This is a genomic window from Halobellus inordinatus (assembly GCF_024464655.1).
GTDB classification, from domain to species: Archaea; Halobacteriota; Halobacteria; order Halobacteriales; family Haloferacaceae; genus Haloquadratum; species Haloquadratum inordinatus.
Map to the genome: position 1 here is coordinate 66,424 of NZ_JANHAV010000001.1, position 18,924 is coordinate 85,347.

Here is an 18,924-nt window from a genome sequence, read left to right on the forward strand (position 1 = left end):
CGGTCGGGGCGGATCCGAGCCTCCGATACGGACGCTCCCGTCACGCCGGCGACCGAAGCGTTTGAATAGCGACTTCGTGTGCCCTCTGACGTGGTCTCTCTGGTCTCCGTCTTCGCGACCGCGATCCTCCCGATCGTCGCCGTCGGCGGCGTCGGATACCTGCTGGGGCGCGTCCGCGACATCGAGACGGACGCGCTCAACACCGTCGTCGTCTACGTGCTCGCGCCGGCCCTCGTCTTTCATAGCCTCGCGACGACGACGCTCGCACAGTCCACGCTGGCGCGCATCACCGTCGCGATTCTCGTCTTTCACGTTCTCGCGATCGCGCTCGCAGAGGCCGCCGGTCGTCTCTTCGGCGCGTCGGAGACGGCGCTGGCGGCGCTGACGCTCGTCATCGCCTTTCCGAACACCGGCAACTACGGCGTCCCCGTCTCCAGTTTCGCCTTCGGCGACACCGGCCGCGCGACGGCCGTCGTCTATCTCTCCGTGCAGGCCGCACTCATCTACACTGTGGGCGTCTTCCTCGCCTCACGTGGAAGCGCCGAGAGCCGCTTTGCGGGCGTCCGGCAGGTCTTCCGCGTGCCGCTCGTGTACGCCGTCGCCGCCGCGCTCCTCGCTCGCGCGCTCGGCGTCGTCCCGCCGGTCGACTCGACCGCGATGTCGACGCTCCAACTCGTCGGCGACTCGGCGATTCCGGTGATGCTGCTCCTCTTGGGAATCCAGCTCGCGCGGACGAACGTCGCATCGACGCTGTCGTCTGTCAGCGGCGTCGTCGGCCTGAAGATGGTCGTCGCGCCGGTGATCGCAGTCGCCGTCGCGCTCCTGGTTGGCTTTTCGGATCCCGCCGTCGCGCGGACGTTCGTCCTCGAATCCGCGATGCCGTCGGCGGTCACGCCGCTGATCCTCGTCGGCGAGTTCGCCGAGGGCGAGGTCGCGGGTGTCCCCGTTACCGAGTTCGTCTCGACGGCGATCTTCGCTACCACGGTGGTCTCCGTGCTCACGCTGACGGTCCTCATCGCCGTTCTAGAGAGCGGCGTGGTGCTCTGATAGGGAGTATCGTCACTGTTCGGAGGTTCTCGCCGACCGTCCGGCGAGACATCTATGGGGACGTACGATACTCCCTACGAGGCCGCTGCGACGCCGGCGCTGCGGCCCGCGCCGATCGCGTGCGAACGATCACCGAACCGACGCCGACCCATCACGCTTTAGCGCCGTCGCTCGAAGCCACGACTATGGCTATCGGATTCATCGGCGGGAGCGGAATCTACGACGCGCTACCGCTGCGAGACACGCGGGAGGTCGACGTCGACACGCCGTTCGGGAAACCCTCGGCACCCCTGACGGTCGGCGAGTTCGGCGACACCGGCCGCGAAGTCGTGTTCGTGCCGCGACACGGCCCCGACCACCAGCGCTCGCCGACGACGCTGCCGTATCGAGCGAACGTCTTCGCGCTGAAGAAACTCGGCGTCACGCACGTCCTCGCCTCGAACGCGGTCGGGAGCCTCCGCGAGGACCTCCCACCGCAGACGCTCGTGATCCCCGATCAGATCTACGACCGGACGAAACACCGCGACCTGACGTTCTTCGACGAGGACGTCGTCGTCCACCAACCGTTCGCCGATCCGTACTGTGGGGACCTCAACGAGATCCTCGCGGACGCCGCCGAATCGGCGACCGACGCTGACGTCGTCCGCGGCGGAACCTACGTCTGCATCGAGGGACCGCAGTACTCCACGCGCGCCGAGAGCGAGTTCTACCGCGACCAGGGCTGGGACGTCATCGGGATGACGACCATCCCCGAGGCGAAACTCGCCCACGAGGCCGAGATGGCCTACGCCACCGTCACCGGCGTCACCGACTACGACGTCTGGAAGGAAGACAGCGAGGTCACACTGGACGAAGTGCTCGAAAACGCCGCGAAGAACGAGACGGCGATCAAAGAGACCGTCGAGGCGGCGATCGAGGCGATCCCCGAAGACCACGCCTGCGACTGCCACACGGCGCTCGACGGCACGATCAACACGCCCGACGACGCGATTCCGGACGCGACGAAAGACGACCTCGAACCGCTCATCGGCGCGTACGTCGAGTAAGTCCGGTCGTCGCGAACGACCCCGCCAGTTCCCGGGAGGTCACGAACGACTCGCCGGCTCCTGTGGGTCACGAACGACCTGACCCGCCAGCCGACGCGGACCGCGCCTCAATCGTCGTCCGCGGCGGGCGCGACGGCCTCGTCCGCTGTTTTTTCGCTTTCCGCGTCGGTGTCGCCGTCCGTCCTGGTGTCGGCTCCCGATCCGCTCACGTCCTCGTCGCCGTCGGCGTCCGGGTCCGCGAACTCCGCGTCGGGATTCCGAATCCAGAGGTCTCCGAAGAGGTCGTCCTGCTGGAGTCGGACGTCCCCGCGGTGCGAGAGAAAGAGCAGCGCGAGGTAGGACGTCACCGGCGTCTCGGCGGCGTCGGCGACTTCTTTGAACAGGACCTCCTCGCGGCCGTTGTCGTAGTGGACGTCGATGGACTCCTGGACGGCCGCGATCGACGTCTCGATGTCCTCGGTGTGGGCCGTGTCGGTCACGTCGGCCGCGGTCGGCTCGTCGGCCTCGCGGAACTCGTCGGCCGAGCGGTAATCGAGCGTTTGGGTCCCGCGGCGGTGGCCGTGCGGCGACTCGGAGGTGTCGTACTCGCGGCGGCGCTTCCACCACGACTGCCGCTCGGCCTCCCGAAGTTCGCGGACGAGTTCGTCGAGCGTCTCTGGCGACCCACGCGCCTGTTTGCGTTCGAGACGCCGGTCCATCTCCGCCTCCAGCGCGTCGACCGGATCGAACCCCGGTGCGCCCGCGCCGTCGCCCTCGCTGTCTGCGATCGGCCCGCCGCTCTCCAGTGCGGCCTCCCACGGCTCGATCTCGTCTTCGGGCTCCTCGTCGTCCGGTTCCAGCAGCGCGTCGCTCTTCATCCGCAGGAGGACGGCCGCATAAAACAGCGCCCGCCCCGAGGTCCGCAGATCGGTCTCGTCGAGACGTTCGAGGAACGCGTCCGTCGCCTCGACGAGGTCGACGTCCCAGGGGTCGATTTCGCCCTCCTCGGCCAACTGGACGAGCAGTTCGACGGGCTCGACTTCGTCGTCGTCGGCCGACGGGTCGCGCTCTGGGCCGCGGTCGGCGCGGAGGCCATCGGTGAGAGCGCCGGTTCCCGGAGCCGACCCGGCTGAGTCAGTCATCCGCCGGCACCTCCGCCTCCTCCTCGTCGCCGTCGTCGCTCAACTGAATCCCGGTGACGGCGCTGACGTTGTCGCCCTGCATCGTCACGCCGATGGCGCGCTCGGAGCGCTCCAGGAGCGCCGAGCGGTGCGAGACGACGACGAACTGAGCGTCCGCCGAGAGGTCGTCGACCATCTCACCCACGCGCTCGGCGTTGGCGGCGTCGAGGAAGGCGTCGACCTCGTCGAGCGCGTAGAACGGCGCGGGGTTGTGCCGCTGGATGGCGAAGATGAACGCCAGGGCGGTGAGAGACTTCTCGCCGCCGGACATCGCGTTCAGCCGCTGAATCGGCTTGTCGCCCGGCTGGGCTTTCATCGTCAATCCGCCCTCGAACGGATCGTCGGCGTCTTCGAGGTGGAGTTCGCCCGTCCCATCGGAGAGGCGCTCGAAGATCTCGGTGAAGTTCTCGTTGATCGCGTCGAACGCCCGCATAAACGTCTCTTTCTTCTGTGCCTCGAAGCGGTCGATCCGCTCTTCGATGGCCTCGCGCTCGTCGACGAGGATGTCCCGGCGCTCCTGGAGGTCTTCGAGATCAGCCTTCACGTCGTCGTACTCGTCGATCGCGAGCATATTCACCGGTTCGAGCGCCTCCATCGCAGATGAAAGCCGCTCGATCTCGGATTCGACCTCCTCGTGGTCCGGAATGTTCTCGGGGTCGTAGTCGCCGACTTCCCCCTCCAACTCGTCGATCTCCCACGACAACCGCTCGACGCTATCTCGGAGCGAGTCCAGTTTCGACTCGACGCGGTCGACGTCGTCACGCTTCTCGTCGCGCTCGCTCTTTGCTTCCCGAAGCGTCGCCTGCAAGTCCGAGCGGTCCGATTTGAGCTCTTTGAGCTCTTCTTCGAGCGCCTCGACGGCCTCGCGCTTCGCCTCGAGCGCCTCCTCGCGGTCTTCGATTCCGGCCTCTTTCTCGCGGATGACGTCGCGGGCGTCGGCCTTCTGCTCTTGGGCGTTCTCGATCGTCTCTTCGAGGTCTGCGACGGCGTCTTCGGCGTACTCCTTCTCTAACTGGAGTTCGTTGAGCCGGCCGTCGAGGTCGTCCATTCGCTCTTCTTTCTCGTCGATGGACGCGCGGATACCGTCGGCTTCGGCCGTGAGTTCGGGGATCTTCGAGTCTTCGAGTTCGGATTCGAGGTCGTCGATCTCGGCTTCGACGTCGGCGATTTCGGCGTCGAGGTCGTCGATCTCTGCGTCTATCGTCCGCATCTCCTCGTCGACCTCGGCGCGCTTCTCGCGGAGGCGTTCGATCTCGGCTTCGAGGTCGTCGATCTCACGTTCGGCCTCCTCGACGTCGGCTTCGGCGGCCTCGATTTCGGCCTCGATCGAGCGGACGCGTTCGCGGGCGTCGGCCGCGCGGCTCCGGGCGTCCTCGATGTCTTCGTCGAGTTCGCGGATCTCCGCTTGTAGGCTCCGACGCCGGTCTTCTAACTCCTCGATCTCTTCTGCGAGCCGTTCGAGCCGGCCGCTGCCGGACTTCGAGAAGGAGTAGCGCGAGCCGCCGCCGGACCCGCCGGTCATCGCGCCGGAACGCTCGACGAGGTCGCCGTCGAGCGTCACCATCCGGTAGTCGCCCATCAGGTCGCGGGCGGTCTGCATATCCTCGACGACGAGCGTCGAGCCCAGCACGTACGAGAAGACGGACTCGTACTCGGCGTCGTAGTCGACGAGGTTGCGGGCGAAGTCGACGACGCCGGGGTGATCCGGGAGTCGCGGCAGCCCCCGGTCGTCCATCTTCGTGATCGGTAGGAACGTCGCCCGGCCGGCGTTTCGGGACTTGAGGTAGTCGATGCCGTCAGAGCCGACCCCGTCGTCGTCGACGACGACGTGCGCGAGGCGGCCGCCGGCGGCCGTCTCACAGGCGGTCGCGTACTCGCCGTCGACGGCGCCTAATTGGCCGACGGTGCCGTGGATACCCGACATCCCGGCGTTGAGGATCGTCGTGACCGCGCGCGGCCAGGAGTTGTCGCCGTCGTCGCCCGCGCGGGCCTCAAGCGTGGCGTACTCCGATTGCTTCGATTGGATCTCCTCGACGACGTCGTCGAGGTCGTCTTTCAGTTCTGCCTTCTCCGCCTGGAGGTCGTCGACGACGCCCTCGATCTTCGATTCGTTCTTCTCGGCCTTGTCGAGTTCCGAGTAGAGGTCAGACACCTCGGCTTTCAGATCGGGCAGCGTCTCGCGGAGGTCCTCGATCTCCGCTTCGGTCTCGGATATTTCGGTCGCCCGTCGTCGCGTGTCGTCGAGGAGGCGATCCTTCTCGCGCTGGCGGTCGTTCTGTTCCGTTTTCAGCTCTTCGAGCCGGGCTTTCTTCTCGGCGAGATCGGATTTCAGCTCGTCGTACTCGGTGTCGACGTCGTCGATTTCGGCCTGGACTTCGGCCAGGTCCGTCTCCAGCGAGCCGATGTCGGACTTCACGGAGGCCTTCTCGACTTTGACAGAGCGGATCTCCGCGTCGAGTTCGTCGATCTCCTCCTGCTTGCGGTCGAGTTGGACGAACGCGTTCCGCCGCTCGCTCTCGGCGTCGTCGATTCGCTCTTCGGCGGCCTCGATGGCGTTCTCCAGCCGGTCGATCTCGCCTTTGACCTCCTCGATCTCGGATTTGATCCGGAGCTGTTCGTCCTCGCCCTTCCGTTCGATCTCCCGCGTGAGCGCTTCGAGTTCGTCCTCCAGCCGCGAGACGCGACCCTGTCGGCGGTCGAGTTCCTCGCGGTGCGATTCGAGCTTCGATTCGGTTCTCTCGGCTCGCTCCCGGGTCGCTTCGAGGTCCTCGCGCTTGTCTTCGAGTTCGGCGGCTTTCTGATAGCCCTCGTACTCCTCGCGCTCCTCGCGGAGCGACTTGTATTCCAGCGCCGTCTCGCGCTCGTCTTCGAGCTGGTCGAGTCGGGTCTCCTTCTCCCCGATCCGGAGGTCGGCCTCCTCGATCCGATCTTCGACGGCGTCGAGTTCCTCGAAGGCGTCCTCCTTCTTGGCGTCGAACTCGGCGACGCCGGCGATCTCGTCGATGATGCCCCGGCGCTGGTGGGGCGTCATATTGATGATCTCGGTGACGTCGCCCTGCATCACCACGTTGTAGCCCTCGGGCGTGATGCCCGCCTGCGCGAGGAGGTCCTGGATGTCCGAGAGGTTGCACGAGCGGCCGTTGAGGTAGTAATACGAGTAGTAGTTGTCCTCGGTCTCTTTCACGCGGCGCTTGACGCGGATCTCGGAGACGTCGCCGACGTCGTCGCTGCCCGCGGCGTTGACGAGTTGCGAACGCTCCAGCGTGCCGTCCGCGTTGTCGAGGACGACCGTGACGGTGGCCTCTTTGGGTCCGCCCCCGCCGCCGTCGCTGTCGTCGGCGTGACCGGGGTTGTAGATGAGATCAGTCAGCTTCTCGGCGCGGATGCCGCGCGTCCGGGCTAACCCGAGCGCGAACAGTACGCCGTCGATGATGTTCGACTTACCGGAGCCGTTCGGCCCCGTAACGACTGTGAAGTCCTCGTAGAACGGGATACGCGTGGTCCGCCCGAAGCTCTTGAAGCCGTCGAGGACGAGCTCTTTGATGTGCATAGGTTGCTCGTAGCGGGCGGAGCGCCCGATTATGCGACGATGATGTCGTCGTCTTCGGTCGCCGCCTCGTCGTCACCCTCGGTTTCGTTCGTCTTAGTATCGTCGTCCTTCGATTCGACCTCGCTCGGGATGTGGTCGTCCGCGTCGGCGTCGATGAAGTCCGCGTCGTCGGACTGCTGTGCGGACGTTTCGCGGCGCGACTCCGCCTGCGCCGGCGACTCCTGGTGTGGGTCCATCGGGTCTTCCGCGGTGTTCGCCTCGGCGTCGGATTCGGCGGCCGCCTCGGGTTCGGACTGGGCGTCCGACGCCGATTCGGGCTCCGATGCCGATTCGGGCTCCGACGCGACGACGTTGTCGTGACCGACCGGACGGGTCCCGGCCGCGAGGTCGACTTCGACCTCCTCTTCGAGGAGCCGAACGCGCTCTTTCGTCTCGACGAGCTCTTCGGTCAGCCCGTTGACGGCGGCCTGTAGCTCCGCGACCTTCGACTCGAGCTCCTCCACACGGTTGCTCATAGGGTAGATAGCCCGTCTCCGGCCACATAAACGTACGTCAGACACCTACCCAGGAAGTGATAGTTGACGTGAATATCCGATTCGACGGACGCCGGTAGCACCGGCTGCGACGGGGCGCCGAACCTCTCACCGGAGATGCCGATCGAAGAACGCTTCGGTCCAGCCGAGCGTGAACGGCCGCTGCGTCTCGTGGACGCCGTGGCCGGCGTCGGCCGCGACCACGCACTCGGCGGTGACGTCGCTCTCTTCCAGCATATCGTGGAACAGTTCCGAGGCCATCGCCGGAACGACGTCGTCGTCCTCGCCGTGGAGGAGCAAAATTGGGGGCACGTCGGCCGCGGCGTCCGTCTGTGAGGTGTCCCGCGCTCCCGGCTGTCCGTTACCACCCAGATACGTCGACGGCGACGCTCGCTCCCAGGCGTCCGGTGCCGACTCGCGGTCACCGCCCAGCAGCGCCACGAGACCGTCGGTTTCGGGCTGGTGTTCCAGTGCGTACGTGCCGGCGACGCCGACGACTGCGGCGATCCCGTCGTGTGCGCTGGATGCGGCCGCGGCGTCGATCGGAACACCGGCGAACGCCGATTCGTGTGGCGCAAACGACGCCTCTCCGGCCGTCACCGCGGCGAGGACGGCGAGGTGTGCGCCCGTGCCGTGGCCGAACGCGCCGACGCGGTCCGGGTCGACGCCGACGTCGTCCGCGGCGCGAAGCCACCGGACCGCGGCCTTCAGATCCCGAATCTGGGCGGGGAAGCTCGCGACGTCGCTGCCGCGATACGCCGGGACGACGCAGACGTAGCCGCGCTCGGCCAGATCGAGCGCGTACCGCGCCAGTTCGCCGCTGTCGGGGGCGCGACCGCGACTGCCGGGAACGAGGACGACGGCGGCGCGGCGGGCAGCGTCGGCTGTCCCGAACCCGGCCGTCGCCGGGCGATAGAGATCGAGATGGAGGGGGCTGCCGTCAGGGGCCGCGAAGGTGACCCCGCGGCGAACGTCGATCCCGGCAGCGTCGGCCAGCGAGTCGCTCATCGGGCGTGCCGTCGATGGGACCGAGGGAATAGGTTACGGAAGCGCGAGGAAGACGTCGAATAGCGCCGTGTCCCCTCCGTCACGCACGAACCCCCGTCTCGGCCCACTGCCGGGCCAGGAGGAACAGCCCCGCCGAGAGGACGCTGATGAGTGCCATCCCGAGGAACACGGGGATGTACGTCCCGTACAGGTCGAACGAGAGGTTCGCGAGATAAGGATCGAGCGCACCCGCGAAGGCTGAGGAGACGGACGCGACACCGAACAGTCCGTTCAGATTCTGCGCTCCGAAGAGGTCTGCCATCACCGGCGTCATCAGCGCCCCGAGTCCGGCGTATCCGAACCCGAACAGCGCCGACATAGCGAGCACCACTCCCGCGTCGTGTATCTGCGTGATCGGAACCGTCAGCACCCCGATCACGACCGCGTTGCCGGCGAGGACGTGCGTCGTGTCCAACCGGTCGGCGAGGTAGCCGGTGACGAACTTCCCGATGGTGTTGGTCGCTCCGATCACGCTGATTGCGAAGACGCCGGCCTGTGCTCCGATATCGACCGACCGGGCGAACTCGACGAAGTTGACCGTCAGCGACAAGGGCACGAGATACGATCCGAGAAACGCCAGAAAGAACACGGCGAACGACGGCGACAGCACGACAGATCGGACGTCACGCAACTGTTCACGGGCGGAGGGGTAAGACCGGTCGTCGGCAGTCGTCACGAACTCCGCGGAGGCGTCGATACCGAGTCGTTCCGGCCGGTCGGCAATCAGGACCGTCGCAACTGCGAGGGCGACGCTCACTAACAACGCCAGCGCGAAGTACGCGCGCTGCCAGCCCAGCGCTTCGATCAACAGACGAGCGAACGGTGGCATCGCCATCATCCCGACCCCGGCACCCGCGGTCGCGATCCCCGTGGCGATGCCCCGTCGCCGCTCGAACCAGAACACCGGTGTCACGTATGCGATGACCATCACGATGCTGAATCCGATGCCGACTGCGATCCCATAACACACCAGCACGCCTATGAAACTGGAGAAGATGCTCGTCCCGAACAGGCCGCCGACGATCAGCACAGACCCGAGCGCGAACAGTCGGCGGACGTCGTACCGGTCGATGGTGAACCCGAACACCGCCGCGCCGACGTACATCATCACCGACTGCAGAGAGAAAATAAGGGACGTGTTAGCGTGCGACATTCCGAACGCGGTGACGAGGTGGCCGAAAAAGACGCTGAACGAGTACAGGAGCCCGTAGATCAGCAGCCCGCCGAGAAAGCACGAGGCAACGACGAACCAACCGTAGTAGAGATCCAGCCCGGCCAACAGCCGCCGGACGTCGATGAACTGACCGACCCGCGTCGAACGCGGCGGTGAGTTTGGGCCCACAGTTCCAATCGAGCGTTATTGATCGTCCGGCGAAAAAACTCCCGGTGGTATGGGCGCTAGCGGACAGTGGTCAGGGTGCTTTCGGCGCCCACCTATCCGACCGTCCCGTTAGCCTTTAGCCCCGCTACGTCGAATCACGCGTCAATGACCGCGAAGGCGCTCTCCCAGCGCGATCTCGCCACCGTCATCGGGTTGGAGGTCCACGTCCAACTCGAGACGGACACGAAGATCTTCTGTGGGTGTTCGACCGAACCGGCGGACGACGAAGAGCCCAACAGCCGTACCTGCCCGATCTGTCTCGGCCTGCCGGGTGCGTTACCCGTCCTGAACGAGGGGGCCGTCGAGGCCGCCGTGAAGGTCGGAAAGGCGCTCGACGCCGACGTCGCCGAACACACCCGGTTCCACCGGAAGAACTACTACTACCCCGACCTGCCGAAGAACTTCCAGATCACGCAGTACGACGCCCCGATCTGCGCCGACGGCACCCTCGAAGTCTCCGTCGAGGGCGAGCGCCGCGAGATCGGCATCGAACGCGCCCACCTCGAAGAGGACCCGGGCAGCCTCCAGCACAAGGGCGGCAGCATCGACACCGCAGACTACACGCTCGTCGACTACAACCGCGCCGGCACGCCGCTGATGGAGATCGTCACCCGCCCCGACTTCCGCAGTCCTCAGGAGACCCGCGCGTTCCTCGCGAAACTCGAAGAGGTCCTCGAATACCTCAGCGTCTTCGACTCTACGCGCGACGGGTCGCTCCGCGTCGACGCCAACATCTCGCTCGTCCCGGCCGACGAGGTCGACGACGACGGCTCGATCAGCGTCGAGTCGCTGGAGGCGGCCAACCGGACCGAGGTGAAGAACATCTCCAGTCACAAGGGCGCAGAGCAGGCGCTCGCCTACGAGGTGACGCGGCAGAAGAACGCCGTCCAGCGCGGCCGCGCGGTCGAACAGGAGACGCGCCACTGGGACGAGTCACGCGGCATCACGGTCTCGATGCGCTCGAAGGAAGAAGAAAAGGACTACCGCTACTTCCGCGAGGCCGACCTGCCGCCGCTCGAAGTCTCCGACTGGAAAGCGAAGATCGACATCCCCGAACTCCCCGACGCCCGCCGCGAGCGCTTCCGCGAGGAGTACGGCCTCGACGCCGAGTCGGCGGCGAAGCTCACCTCGACGAAGGAGGTCGCAGACTTCTTCGAGGACGTCGCCTCCCAGTTCGACCCCGACTTGGCGGCGACGTGGGTCGCGGACAACTTACTGGGCGAACTCAACTACCGCGATATGGCGATCACCGACGTCGACGACCGCCTCGAGGAGTTCACGCGTCTCGTCGAACTCGTCGACGCCGACGAGATTACGACGAAGAACGCCGAGGAGATCGTCCTCCGGACGATGCTCGACGAGGGCGAGGACCCCGACACGGTCATCGAGGCGGAGGGCCTCGGCACGGCCGACGACGACGAGGTCGACGTCGCGGTCGCGGAAGCCATCGAGGAGAACCCCGACGCCGTCGAGGACTACCACGCCGGCGAGGGCGGCGCGATCAACTTCCTCGTGGGGCAAGTGATGCAGAAGACCGGCGGCAGCGCCGACCCCGGCGACGTGAACCAGAAGCTCCGCGAGCGACTCGACGAGTAGCGACCCCGTCTCGATTCGAGGAGCTGCGACGCCCGCCACACTGCGAGCGCCTGAAACGGCTGTTTCGCGCGCACGGGCGCGCTGTCCGCTGATTTTGCACGATTCGGCGCGAAAGCTTTAGGCCGGCCCCTCGCTTATCGCCGGGCAATGAGTCAGGGCCCGGAACTGATCATCACCGAGAAGGACAACGCCGCTCGGCGGATCGCCGACATCCTGAGCGGCGGGTCCGCCGAGGCCGACCGCCTCAACGGCGTGAACGTCTACAAGTGGGGCGGCAAGCGCTGTATCGGCCTCTCAGGCCACGTCGTCGGCGTCGACTTCCCGCCGGAGTACAACGACTGGCGGGACGTCGAGCCGGTCGAACTGATCGACGCACCGATCGACAAGCACCCGACCCAGGAGAACATCGTCGCGGCGCTCCGCCGTCTCGCCCGCCGCGCGGGTCGCGTCGTCATCGCGACCGACTACGACCGCGAGGGCGAACTCATCGGCAAGGAGGCCTACGAACTCGTCCGCGAGGTCAACGACGACGTCCCGGTCGACCGCGTCCGTTTCTCCTCGATCACGGAGAACGAGGTGACCGACGCCTTCGAGAACCCCGACGAACTCGACTTCGACCTCGCGGCCGCCGGCGAGGCCCGCCAGATCATCGACCTCGTGTGGGGGGCGGCGCTCACGCGCTTTCTCTCGCTGTCGGCGCGCCAGCTCGGTGACGACTTCATCTCTGTCGGCCGGGTGCAGGGGCCGACGCTGAAGCTCATCGTCGATCGCGAGCGCGAGATCGAGGCGTTCGATCCCGAAGACTACTGGGAACTGTTTGCGGACCTCGAAAAAGACGATGCCGACGAAGACGGCTCCTTCGAGGCGCAGTACTTCTACCTCGATGAGGATGGCAACGAAGCCGAGCGCGTCTGGGACGAAGACACTGCGGACGCGGCCTACGAGACGCTCCGGTCGTCGTCGACGGCGTCGGTCGAGTCGGTCCGTCGGCGCACCCGGACCGACGATCCGCCAGCGCCGTTCAACACGACGCAGTTCATCCGCGCCGCGGGCTCGATCGGCTACTCCGCCCAGCGCGCGATGAGCATCGCCGAGGACCTCTACACCGCCGGCTATCTCACCTACCCGCGGACGGACAACACCGTCTACCCCGACGACCTCGACCCCCGAGAGCTCCTGGATTCGTTCGCCGGCACGCGGGACTTCGGCGACGACGCGAAATCGCTGCTCGACCAGGAGGAGATCGAACCGACCGCCGGCGACGAGGAGACGACAGATCACCCGCCGATCCACCCGACCGGCGAACTGCCCAGTCATTCTGAACTCACAGAAGACGAATGGGAGGTCTACGAACTCGTGGTCCGGCGGTTCTTCGCGACCGTCGCCGAGGCGGCTACCTGGGAGCACCTCCGCGTCGTCGCGACCGTCGCCGGCGACGACGAGGGCCTCTCGCTGAAGGCCAACGGCAAGCGGCTCCTCGACCCGGGTTATCACGCGGTCTACCCGTATTCCAACGCCAGCGAGTCGTTCGTCCCCGACGTCGCCGAGGGCGAGGAACTGACCGTCACCGACACTCGCCTCGACGCAAAGCAGACCCAGCCGCCGCGGCGCTACGGCCAGTCGCGGCTCATCGAGACGATGGAACAGATGGGCATCGGGACGAAGGCGACCCGCCACGACGTCATCCAGAAGCTGTACGACCGCGGGTACATCGAGAGCGACCCGCCGCGGCCGACGCGACTGGCCCGGTCGGTCGTCGAGGCCTCCGAGGAGTTCGCCGACCGCATCGTGAGCGAGGAGATGACGGCCCAACTGGAGGAAGATATGCAGGCCATCGCCCGCGGTGAGGCGACGCTCGACGGGGTGACAGACGAGTCCCGCGAGATTCTCGAATCGGTGTTCGAGGGGCTGATGGAGTCCGGCGAGGAGGTCGGAAAACACCTCCAGGAGTCGCTGAAGGCGGACAAGACCGTCGGCGAGTGCCCCGAGTGCGGCGGCGACCTCGTGATCCGAAAGAGCCGGCAGGGCTCGTACTTCATCGGGTGTGACTCCTATCCGGACTGCACCTACACGCTCCCGCTGCCTTCGACCGGCAAGCCGCTCATCTTAGAGGAGACCTGCGACGAACACGGTCTGCACCACATCAAGATGCTCGCGGGTCGCAAGACGTTCGTCCACGGCTGTCCGCTCTGTAAGGCCGAGGAGGCCGACGAGCAGGAGGATCTGGTAATCGGGCCGTGTCCCGAATGCGGTGAGAGCGCGGCGTCGGAGACGCCGCGAGACGAAGGCGGCGACGCCGAAACGGGCGGCGAACTCGCGATCAAACGCCTCCGCTCTGGGTCGCGGCTCGTCGGCTGTACGCGCTATCCCGATTGTGAGTACTCGCTTCCCTTACCGCGCCGCGGTGACATCGAGGTGACAGACGAGACCTGTGAGGAACACGACCTCCCGAAACTCCGGATCACCTACGACGACGACAGCGAACCGTGGGACCTCGGCTGTCCGATCTGCAACTATCGCGAGTATCAGGCCGAGCAGAGCGAGAGCGGTTCCGACCTCGAAAGCGTCAGCGGCATCGGCGAGAAGACCGCCGAGAAACTCAAAGACGCCGGCGTCGAGGACGTCGCCTCGCTCAAAGAGGTCGAACCGGATGCGCTGGCCGAAAAGGTCGACGGCGTCGGACCCGACACGGTGCGGAAGTGGCAGGCGAACGCCGACTGAGGCCCTGTTGCGGATCTGTCCTGGCTGACTCGTCGTTGCGGATCTGTCCCGACTGAAAGCGACTTCCGTGCGGCGTCCGTCGCCCCGAGTATGTGGAGACGCTCGGGGCCAGCTGTCGTCGCTCGAACGCGGACACAGAGCGGGGCCGTACGATGATCGGTGACACCGACGGGCGCGTGATCGCGCTCGGGCTCGCCCGGATGGCGGACGCGCTCGGCAACTCCTTTCTCATCATCGTGCTGCCGCTGTACATCGCGAGTGGCCAGGTATCGCTGGGCGGTCTCGTCGGCGGCGACCTCTTCGGCGTCGCCGTCGGCGAGGAGCTACTCATCGGGTTCGTCCTGTCGCTTTTCGGGTTCGTCAACAGTTTCGGGCAACCGTTCACCGGTCGTCTGTCCGATCGGTTGGGCAAGCGCAAGTCGTTCGTCCTCTTCGGCCTGGTGTTGTTCGCTATCGGGAGCGTCGCGTATCCGTTCTTGACCAACTACTGGGCGGTCCTCGTCGCCCGTGGATTCCAGGGGATCGGTGCCGCGTTCACGGTTCCGGCGACCGTGGCGCTCGTCAACGACTACGCCCGGTCGGACAGCGAACGCGGGGGTAACTTCGGCGTCTTCAACACGTTTCGGTTGATCGGTTTCGGCTTCGGCCCGATCGTCGCCGGCGTCGTCATCCGATTCGGCCCGTACCCGACTCCGTTCGGCCTGCTCTCGGGCTTCGACGCGGCGTTCGGCGTCGCCGTGGCCGGGGCCATCGTGAGCTTCCTGCTCGTCTACGCGGTGGTGGACGACCCGCCGACGCTCGACGCCGAGGCCGGCGACGACCTCTCGGTTCGGATCCTCGAACGGAGCGGGCCGGGACGGTTCGACTCGGTGTTCGTCCTCGGCGTCGCCACGTTCTTCATGGCGATGACGATCGCGCTGTTCGCGCCGCTGGAAGCGCCCATCCGCGCCCGCCTGAACGAGGGTACGTTCCTCTTCAGCGTCCAGTTCGCGGCCGTCGTCATCGCGAACGTCCTGCTCCAGATCCCGATCGGGAGCGCGAGCGACACCTACGGCCGTCGGCCTTTCCTGCTCGCCGGCTTCGTGATCCTCGTCCCCGCCGTCTTCGCGCAGGGCGTCGTCTCGACGCCGCTGGCGATGCTCGTCGCACGTCTCCTCCAGGGCGTCGCGGTCGCGCTGGTGTTCGCGCCGTCGCTCGCGCTCGCGGGCGACCTGGCACGCGAGGGACAATCGGGCAGCACCCTCTCGGTGCTGACGATGGCGTTCGGGCTCGGCGTCGCGGTCGGGCCGCTCACCGCCGGCTTCCTGTACAACGCCGGTCGGCTGTCGACGCCGTTCACCTTCGGTGCGGTCGCGGCGCTCGTCGCGCTCGTTCTCGTGTACACCCAGGTCCGCGAGTCGCTGCCGACCGACGCCGACAGCGGTGCCACGCCGCTCGGCGAGGACTAACCGGGCGCTATCCGCCAGCGATGTGGCTCGAATCGAACTGCGCGTCACCCCGCCAGCGACAAGCCCGGAGCGCACAGCGCGTTCACGCCATCTGCGCGCTCACACCGCGATTTCGGTCTCGTGGGCCGCGGTCGCGAGCGCGTCGCGAACGGTTTCGGCGGCGTCGAGTTCCTCGGCCTCCGCGACGTTCTCCATCAGGACCGTCTCCGAGGGGAACAGGTTCTCGCCGAGGACGAGGCCGTGATCGCGGGCGGTCGAGCCAGTCATCGTCAGGTAGACGCCGAGACCGACGTCCGCGATGGCCGCTTCCTCCTCGCGGTCGTCGTCGGGGTAGGCAAAGGAGATGCCGTCGAGCGGTCGCGTACCGAGGACGGCCTCGACGAGCCGTTCGTACCGCGGCGAGATGCACAGTTCGCCCTCGTAGCCGGCGACGAACTCGCGGTCGAGGTCGGCCCCCGGTGGCAGAATCTCCGGACGCGCCATCAGGGTGTGATAGACGGTGTCGCCGAGTCCCGAGACGACCCGAACGTCGGTGTTCATCGGGTCGATCCGGGCGTTGACGTCGGCGATCGAACCGACGCCTTCGGGTTCGAGTTCGACGACCTCCTCTAAGACCAGATCCGCGCTGTCGAATCCCAGGCCGAACTCGTGGGTGCGGAGCGCGCGGAAGGGCTCCTCGCGGCCGACGAACTGGACCGGGACGCCGCCGATGTCGACGGTGAGGCTGTCGAAGACGATCCGACGGGGCATCCCCTGGCGGTCGTCGCGGAGGAGCGTGTACTCGGGCTCGTAGTCGTCCTCGAGATCGGAGTACGTTGCGAGCCGCTGGTAGATGTCCGCGCCCGGCTGGGTATGGCCCTTCGTGACCGCTTTCTCGTGGCGGAGCGTCGAGATGATCTCGTCGGCCACGGTCTCGACGTCGGCCGCGCTGCCGGCGGCGCTTCGCTCGGCAACGTCGGCGACGCGTTCGAGAACGGCTTCGAGGGGTCGGCCCTTGCGGGGGACGGCGACGCGAATCGCCTCCGTCTCAGTCATTGTCGAACGCACGGGGTGGCGCGCTAAACAGATTGCGCTTCGCGGTTACGGCTCTCGGAGGGGATCCGACCCGCTCACTGACCGCCGGGGCCGAAGGCGTCGTTGAGGCGGTCGCGGAACGTCTGCAGTTCTTCGATGTCGCGTTCGATGGACTCGAAGCGATCGAGTTCGGCCGAGAGCGCGGACATATCGGCCCGAAGCTCGTCGATCTCGGCTTCGAGCGAGTCGCGAACGTCGACGACGTCGCCGTCGAGCGTCGCGATGTCCTCGCGGACGTCGCCCATCTCCTCGTCGAGCCGCGAGACGCGCGCCTCGGTCTCGTCTACGTCCATCGCGACGTCGTCGACGTCGGCTGCGACGCCCTCTAGATCGGACGACATCCCGTCTACGTCGGCCGCGAGTCCGTCGACGTCCGCCGCGACCTCACCCATCTCGGCGGCTACTTCGTCGACGTCTGCTGCCACCGTATCGACGTCGGCTGCGACGTCGTCTACGTCGGCTGCCACTGTCTCGACGTCGCTCGCAACGTCGTCGACGCCCACCTCGACGTCCGCGACACGGTCTGCGGTCGCGTCGAGTCGCTCTTCGAGCCCGTCGGCCCGCTCGCGAAGGTCGTCGAGGCCGGCTGCGGCAGCCGAGGCGATCTCGTCGACCTCGTCGAGTCGTTGCGTCGTCTCCGCGATTCGCCCGTCGTTCGCGTCGACGTCCTCGTGGAGGCTCGACACGTCCGCGCGAATCTCCTCGCGGTCCGTTTCGGCGGCGTCGAGCGAGGCCTGCAGATCGTCGAGTTCCGCGGTGATCTCGTTCAGTTCCGTGTCGAGGCGCTCGACCAGTTCCGCGCCGGTGCCTTCCTCGTCGATGAACTCCGCGAGCGCGTCGGCGTAGGCGTTGAGCTCCTCCATCTGCGCCTGTACGCGCCGGAGGCGAACGTCCGCGCTCCGTGGCAGCCCGACGTCGAGTTCGCCGCGGAGCGTATCGAGATCGGACTCGGAGACTTCCCCGGAACGGATTTCCTCGGCGAGCGTCGCCGCCAGGCCCCCGGACGCTGCGGTTCCGGCTTCCGCAGCGGCGGACCCCGACTGGGTACCTGCCGATTTCGCCGATGCTGGCTCGGCGCTTACGTCGGTGCCGGACTCGGCGCTCGCATCGGCCCCGGACTCGTCGGTTGCGGCGGTCACCGCGACGTCAGAAGCGTTCACACCCGGCTCGTCGACGTGTTCTTCGACGTGTTCGTCGATGTCGAGATAGTCGTCTGCGTCACTCTCTCCGGACGCCGTTGTTTCGGGTGCCTCGTCGGCCGCGTCGGCGTCGGCATCTTCTTCGCCCTCTGCATCCGACTCCACCGGCTCCGCACTCTCCTCGTCGGTCTCGTCTGATTCCACCGGCGTACTCTCGCCGTCGTCTCGCTGGCGTAGTGCGGGCGTGAGATCAGTCGCTATCTCGCGCGGGATGGCTCCGGGCCCCGCGGCCACGTCCGATGCGTCCGCCAGGCTGGCGGTCGCCTCCGACTCCGCTGCCGCCGTTCCCGCACCGCTCTCAGCCGTGGCGTCGCCTGCGTCCACTTCTCCCTCGATGCCGTCCGCGTCTCCTTCTGCTGTGTCGCCTGTGGCGTCTTCTACTGCGGCGTCGTCGGTGACGCTCTCGGCTGTCGCCTCCGCACTGGCCTCCGCGCCGAGTCCCGGGTCGTCCGAACGCGCGTCGTCGGCGTCCACCGCTGCGGACGATTCGACGGCGTCCGGCACCGGATCTTGTTCGGGCTCTGATTCGTGTCCGACCGGCTGCTCGTGTCCGATGTCTCCGTTGGGCTCGCTTTCGGTCGCAAGCCGTCCGTTGCCCTGCAGGGCGTCGCGGACGAGTTGGCTCCGGTCCGCGCCGAGGATGTCTTCGACCTCGGCGCCGGTCTGGTCGTCGCTGGATTCTTCGGGTGCGGGCGGGCGTTCGAGAATCGGCTCGCCGAGGAATCCCTCGACGTCCGAGACCTGTTCGAGACGGATCCCGTACACCGTCGTGGTCTCCTCACCGGGGTCGAGGGTCCGCTCGTACTCGACGCGGTGGTCCTTGTAGGCGGTCCAGTTGTCGCTCTCGTAGTCCGGATGGAAGCCGACCCCTTCCATCGGGAAGTCCTCGGGGATCTGATCGACGAGCCGGACGTGTACGGGCTCGTCGCTCTCGGAGTCGAGCCGGAACTTGATCGCCGGAACCGGGAACTCGTCGCCGGCGAACGACTTCTCTACGCGCACGTCGTCGTCTGACACGGCGGTCGTTCTATCGGCGTCGGACTCGTGGCTCATAGACCACCTTACCGAAACTGCTCACATAAAACAACCGGGCAAAATACCGTTCCTGATAGCGTCGGCCGG

General features: G+C 66.8%; 12 protein-coding genes. 5 read left to right on the forward strand and 7 right to left on the reverse strand.

Features of this window, described 5'->3' with window-relative positions; translation table 11 throughout:
* Positions 1 to 90: 90 nt before the first annotated feature.
* Together NO347_RS00370 and mtnP are read left to right on the forward strand one after the other, a co-directional pair.
* Complete coding sequence (locus tag NO347_RS00370; RefSeq protein ID WP_256288404.1) at positions 91 to 1,047, forward strand: AEC family transporter; 957 nt, start codon at positions 91 to 93, stop codon at positions 1,045 to 1,047.
* 185 nt (positions 1,048 to 1,232) lie between these two features.
* Positions 1,233 to 2,093 (forward strand): S-methyl-5'-thioadenosine phosphorylase, encoded by an 861-nt coding sequence (gene mtnP / locus NO347_RS00375; RefSeq protein ID WP_256287764.1) that lies wholly within the window; start codon positions 1,233 to 1,235, stop codon positions 2,091 to 2,093.
* A 107-nt stretch (positions 2,094 to 2,200) separates the two neighbouring features.
* Here the strand turns inward: mtnP and NO347_RS00380 are convergent, their stop codons facing one another.
* From NO347_RS00380 to NO347_RS00400, 5 genes are all read right to left on the reverse strand, one after another.
* Positions 2,201 to 3,214 carry a segregation and condensation protein A gene (locus NO347_RS00380; RefSeq protein ID WP_256287765.1) on the reverse strand — a complete coding sequence of 338 codons (1,014 nt, stop codon included), beginning with the start codon at positions 3,212 to 3,214 and terminating at the stop codon, positions 2,201 to 2,203.
* Positions 3,207 to 6,803 (reverse strand): chromosome segregation protein SMC, encoded by a 3,597-nt coding sequence (gene smc / locus NO347_RS00385; RefSeq protein ID WP_256287766.1) that lies wholly within the window; start codon positions 6,801 to 6,803, stop codon positions 3,207 to 3,209. The genes NO347_RS00380 and smc overlap by 8 nt, the downstream gene beginning before the upstream one ends.
* A 29-nt stretch (positions 6,804 to 6,832) precedes the next feature.
* On the reverse strand, positions 6,833 to 7,318 hold the full coding sequence (locus tag NO347_RS00390; protein WP_256287767.1) for a DUF7518 family protein: 486 nt from the start codon (positions 7,316 to 7,318) through the stop codon (positions 6,833 to 6,835).
* A gap of 126 nt (positions 7,319 to 7,444) precedes the next feature.
* Positions 7,445 to 8,344 carry a prolyl oligopeptidase family serine peptidase gene (locus NO347_RS00395; protein WP_256287768.1) on the reverse strand — a complete coding sequence of 300 codons (900 nt, stop codon included), beginning with the start codon at positions 8,342 to 8,344 and terminating at the stop codon, positions 7,445 to 7,447.
* Between the two features lie 79 nt (positions 8,345 to 8,423).
* Positions 8,424 to 9,725 (reverse strand): MFS transporter, encoded by a 1,302-nt coding sequence (locus NO347_RS00400; protein WP_256287769.1) that lies wholly within the window; start codon positions 9,723 to 9,725, stop codon positions 8,424 to 8,426.
* Between the two features lie 144 nt (positions 9,726 to 9,869).
* On the opposite strand from NO347_RS00400, the gene gatB reads away from it, so the two are divergent.
* The 3 genes from gatB to NO347_RS00415 all read left to right on the forward strand — a co-directional run bounded on the left by gatB (position 9,870) and on the right by NO347_RS00415 (position 15,529).
* Positions 9,870 to 11,360, forward strand: a complete 1,491-nt coding sequence (gatB, locus tag NO347_RS00405; RefSeq protein WP_256287770.1) for an Asp-tRNA(Asn)/Glu-tRNA(Gln) amidotransferase subunit GatB — start codon at positions 9,870 to 9,872, stop codon at positions 11,358 to 11,360.
* Positions 11,361 to 11,507: 147 nt separating this feature from the next.
* A complete protein-coding gene (locus NO347_RS00410; protein ID WP_256287771.1) occupies positions 11,508 to 14,081 on the forward strand; it encodes a DNA topoisomerase I in 2,574 nt (857 codons plus the stop codon).
* 152 nt (positions 14,082 to 14,233) lie between these two features.
* Positions 14,234 to 15,529 carry an MFS transporter gene (locus tag NO347_RS00415; RefSeq protein WP_256287772.1) on the forward strand — a complete coding sequence of 432 codons (1,296 nt, stop codon included), beginning with the start codon at positions 14,234 to 14,236 and terminating at the stop codon, positions 15,527 to 15,529.
* Positions 15,530 to 15,628: 99 nt separating this feature from the next.
* Here the strand turns inward: NO347_RS00415 and NO347_RS00420 are convergent, their stop codons facing one another.
* Both NO347_RS00420 and NO347_RS00425 read right to left on the reverse strand, forming a co-directional pair.
* Positions 15,629 to 16,564, reverse strand: coding sequence for a phosphoribosyltransferase HisG-related protein (locus tag NO347_RS00420; RefSeq protein WP_256287773.1), 936 nt, complete (start codon positions 16,562 to 16,564; stop codon positions 15,629 to 15,631).
* A 74-nt stretch (positions 16,565 to 16,638) separates the two neighbouring features.
* Positions 16,639 to 18,855, reverse strand: a complete 2,217-nt coding sequence (locus tag NO347_RS00425; protein ID WP_256287774.1) for a coiled-coil domain-containing protein — start codon at positions 18,853 to 18,855, stop codon at positions 16,639 to 16,641.
* Positions 18,856 to 18,924: the final 69 nt, after the last annotated feature.

Excerpts from the sequence above, each read along its gene's own strand:
- mtnP (WP_256287764.1), top strand. The coding sequence starts at position 1,233 with ATGGCTATCGGATTCATCGGCGGGAGCGGAATCTACGACGCGCTACCG.
- NO347_RS00380 (WP_256287765.1), bottom strand. The coding sequence starts at position 3,214 with ATGACTGACTCAGCCGGGTCGGCTCCGGGAACCGGCGCTCTCACCGAT.
- smc (WP_256287766.1), bottom strand. The coding sequence starts at position 6,803 with ATGCACATCAAAGAGCTCGTCCTCGACGGCTTCAAGAGCTTCGGGCGG.
- NO347_RS00390 (WP_256287767.1), bottom strand. The coding sequence starts at position 7,318 with ATGAGCAACCGTGTGGAGGAGCTCGAGTCGAAGGTCGCGGAGCTACAG.
- NO347_RS00395 (WP_256287768.1), bottom strand. The coding sequence starts at position 8,344 with ATGAGCGACTCGCTGGCCGACGCTGCCGGGATCGACGTTCGCCGCGGG.
- gatB (WP_256287770.1), top strand. The coding sequence starts at position 9,870 with ATGACCGCGAAGGCGCTCTCCCAGCGCGATCTCGCCACCGTCATCGGG.
- NO347_RS00410 (WP_256287771.1), top strand. The coding sequence starts at position 11,508 with ATGAGTCAGGGCCCGGAACTGATCATCACCGAGAAGGACAACGCCGCT.
- NO347_RS00415 (WP_256287772.1), top strand. The coding sequence starts at position 14,234 with ATGATCGGTGACACCGACGGGCGCGTGATCGCGCTCGGGCTCGCCCGG.
- NO347_RS00420 (WP_256287773.1), bottom strand. The coding sequence starts at position 16,564 with ATGACTGAGACGGAGGCGATTCGCGTCGCCGTCCCCCGCAAGGGCCGA.
- NO347_RS00425 (WP_256287774.1), bottom strand. The coding sequence starts at position 18,855 with ATGAGCCACGAGTCCGACGCCGATAGAACGACCGCCGTGTCAGACGAC.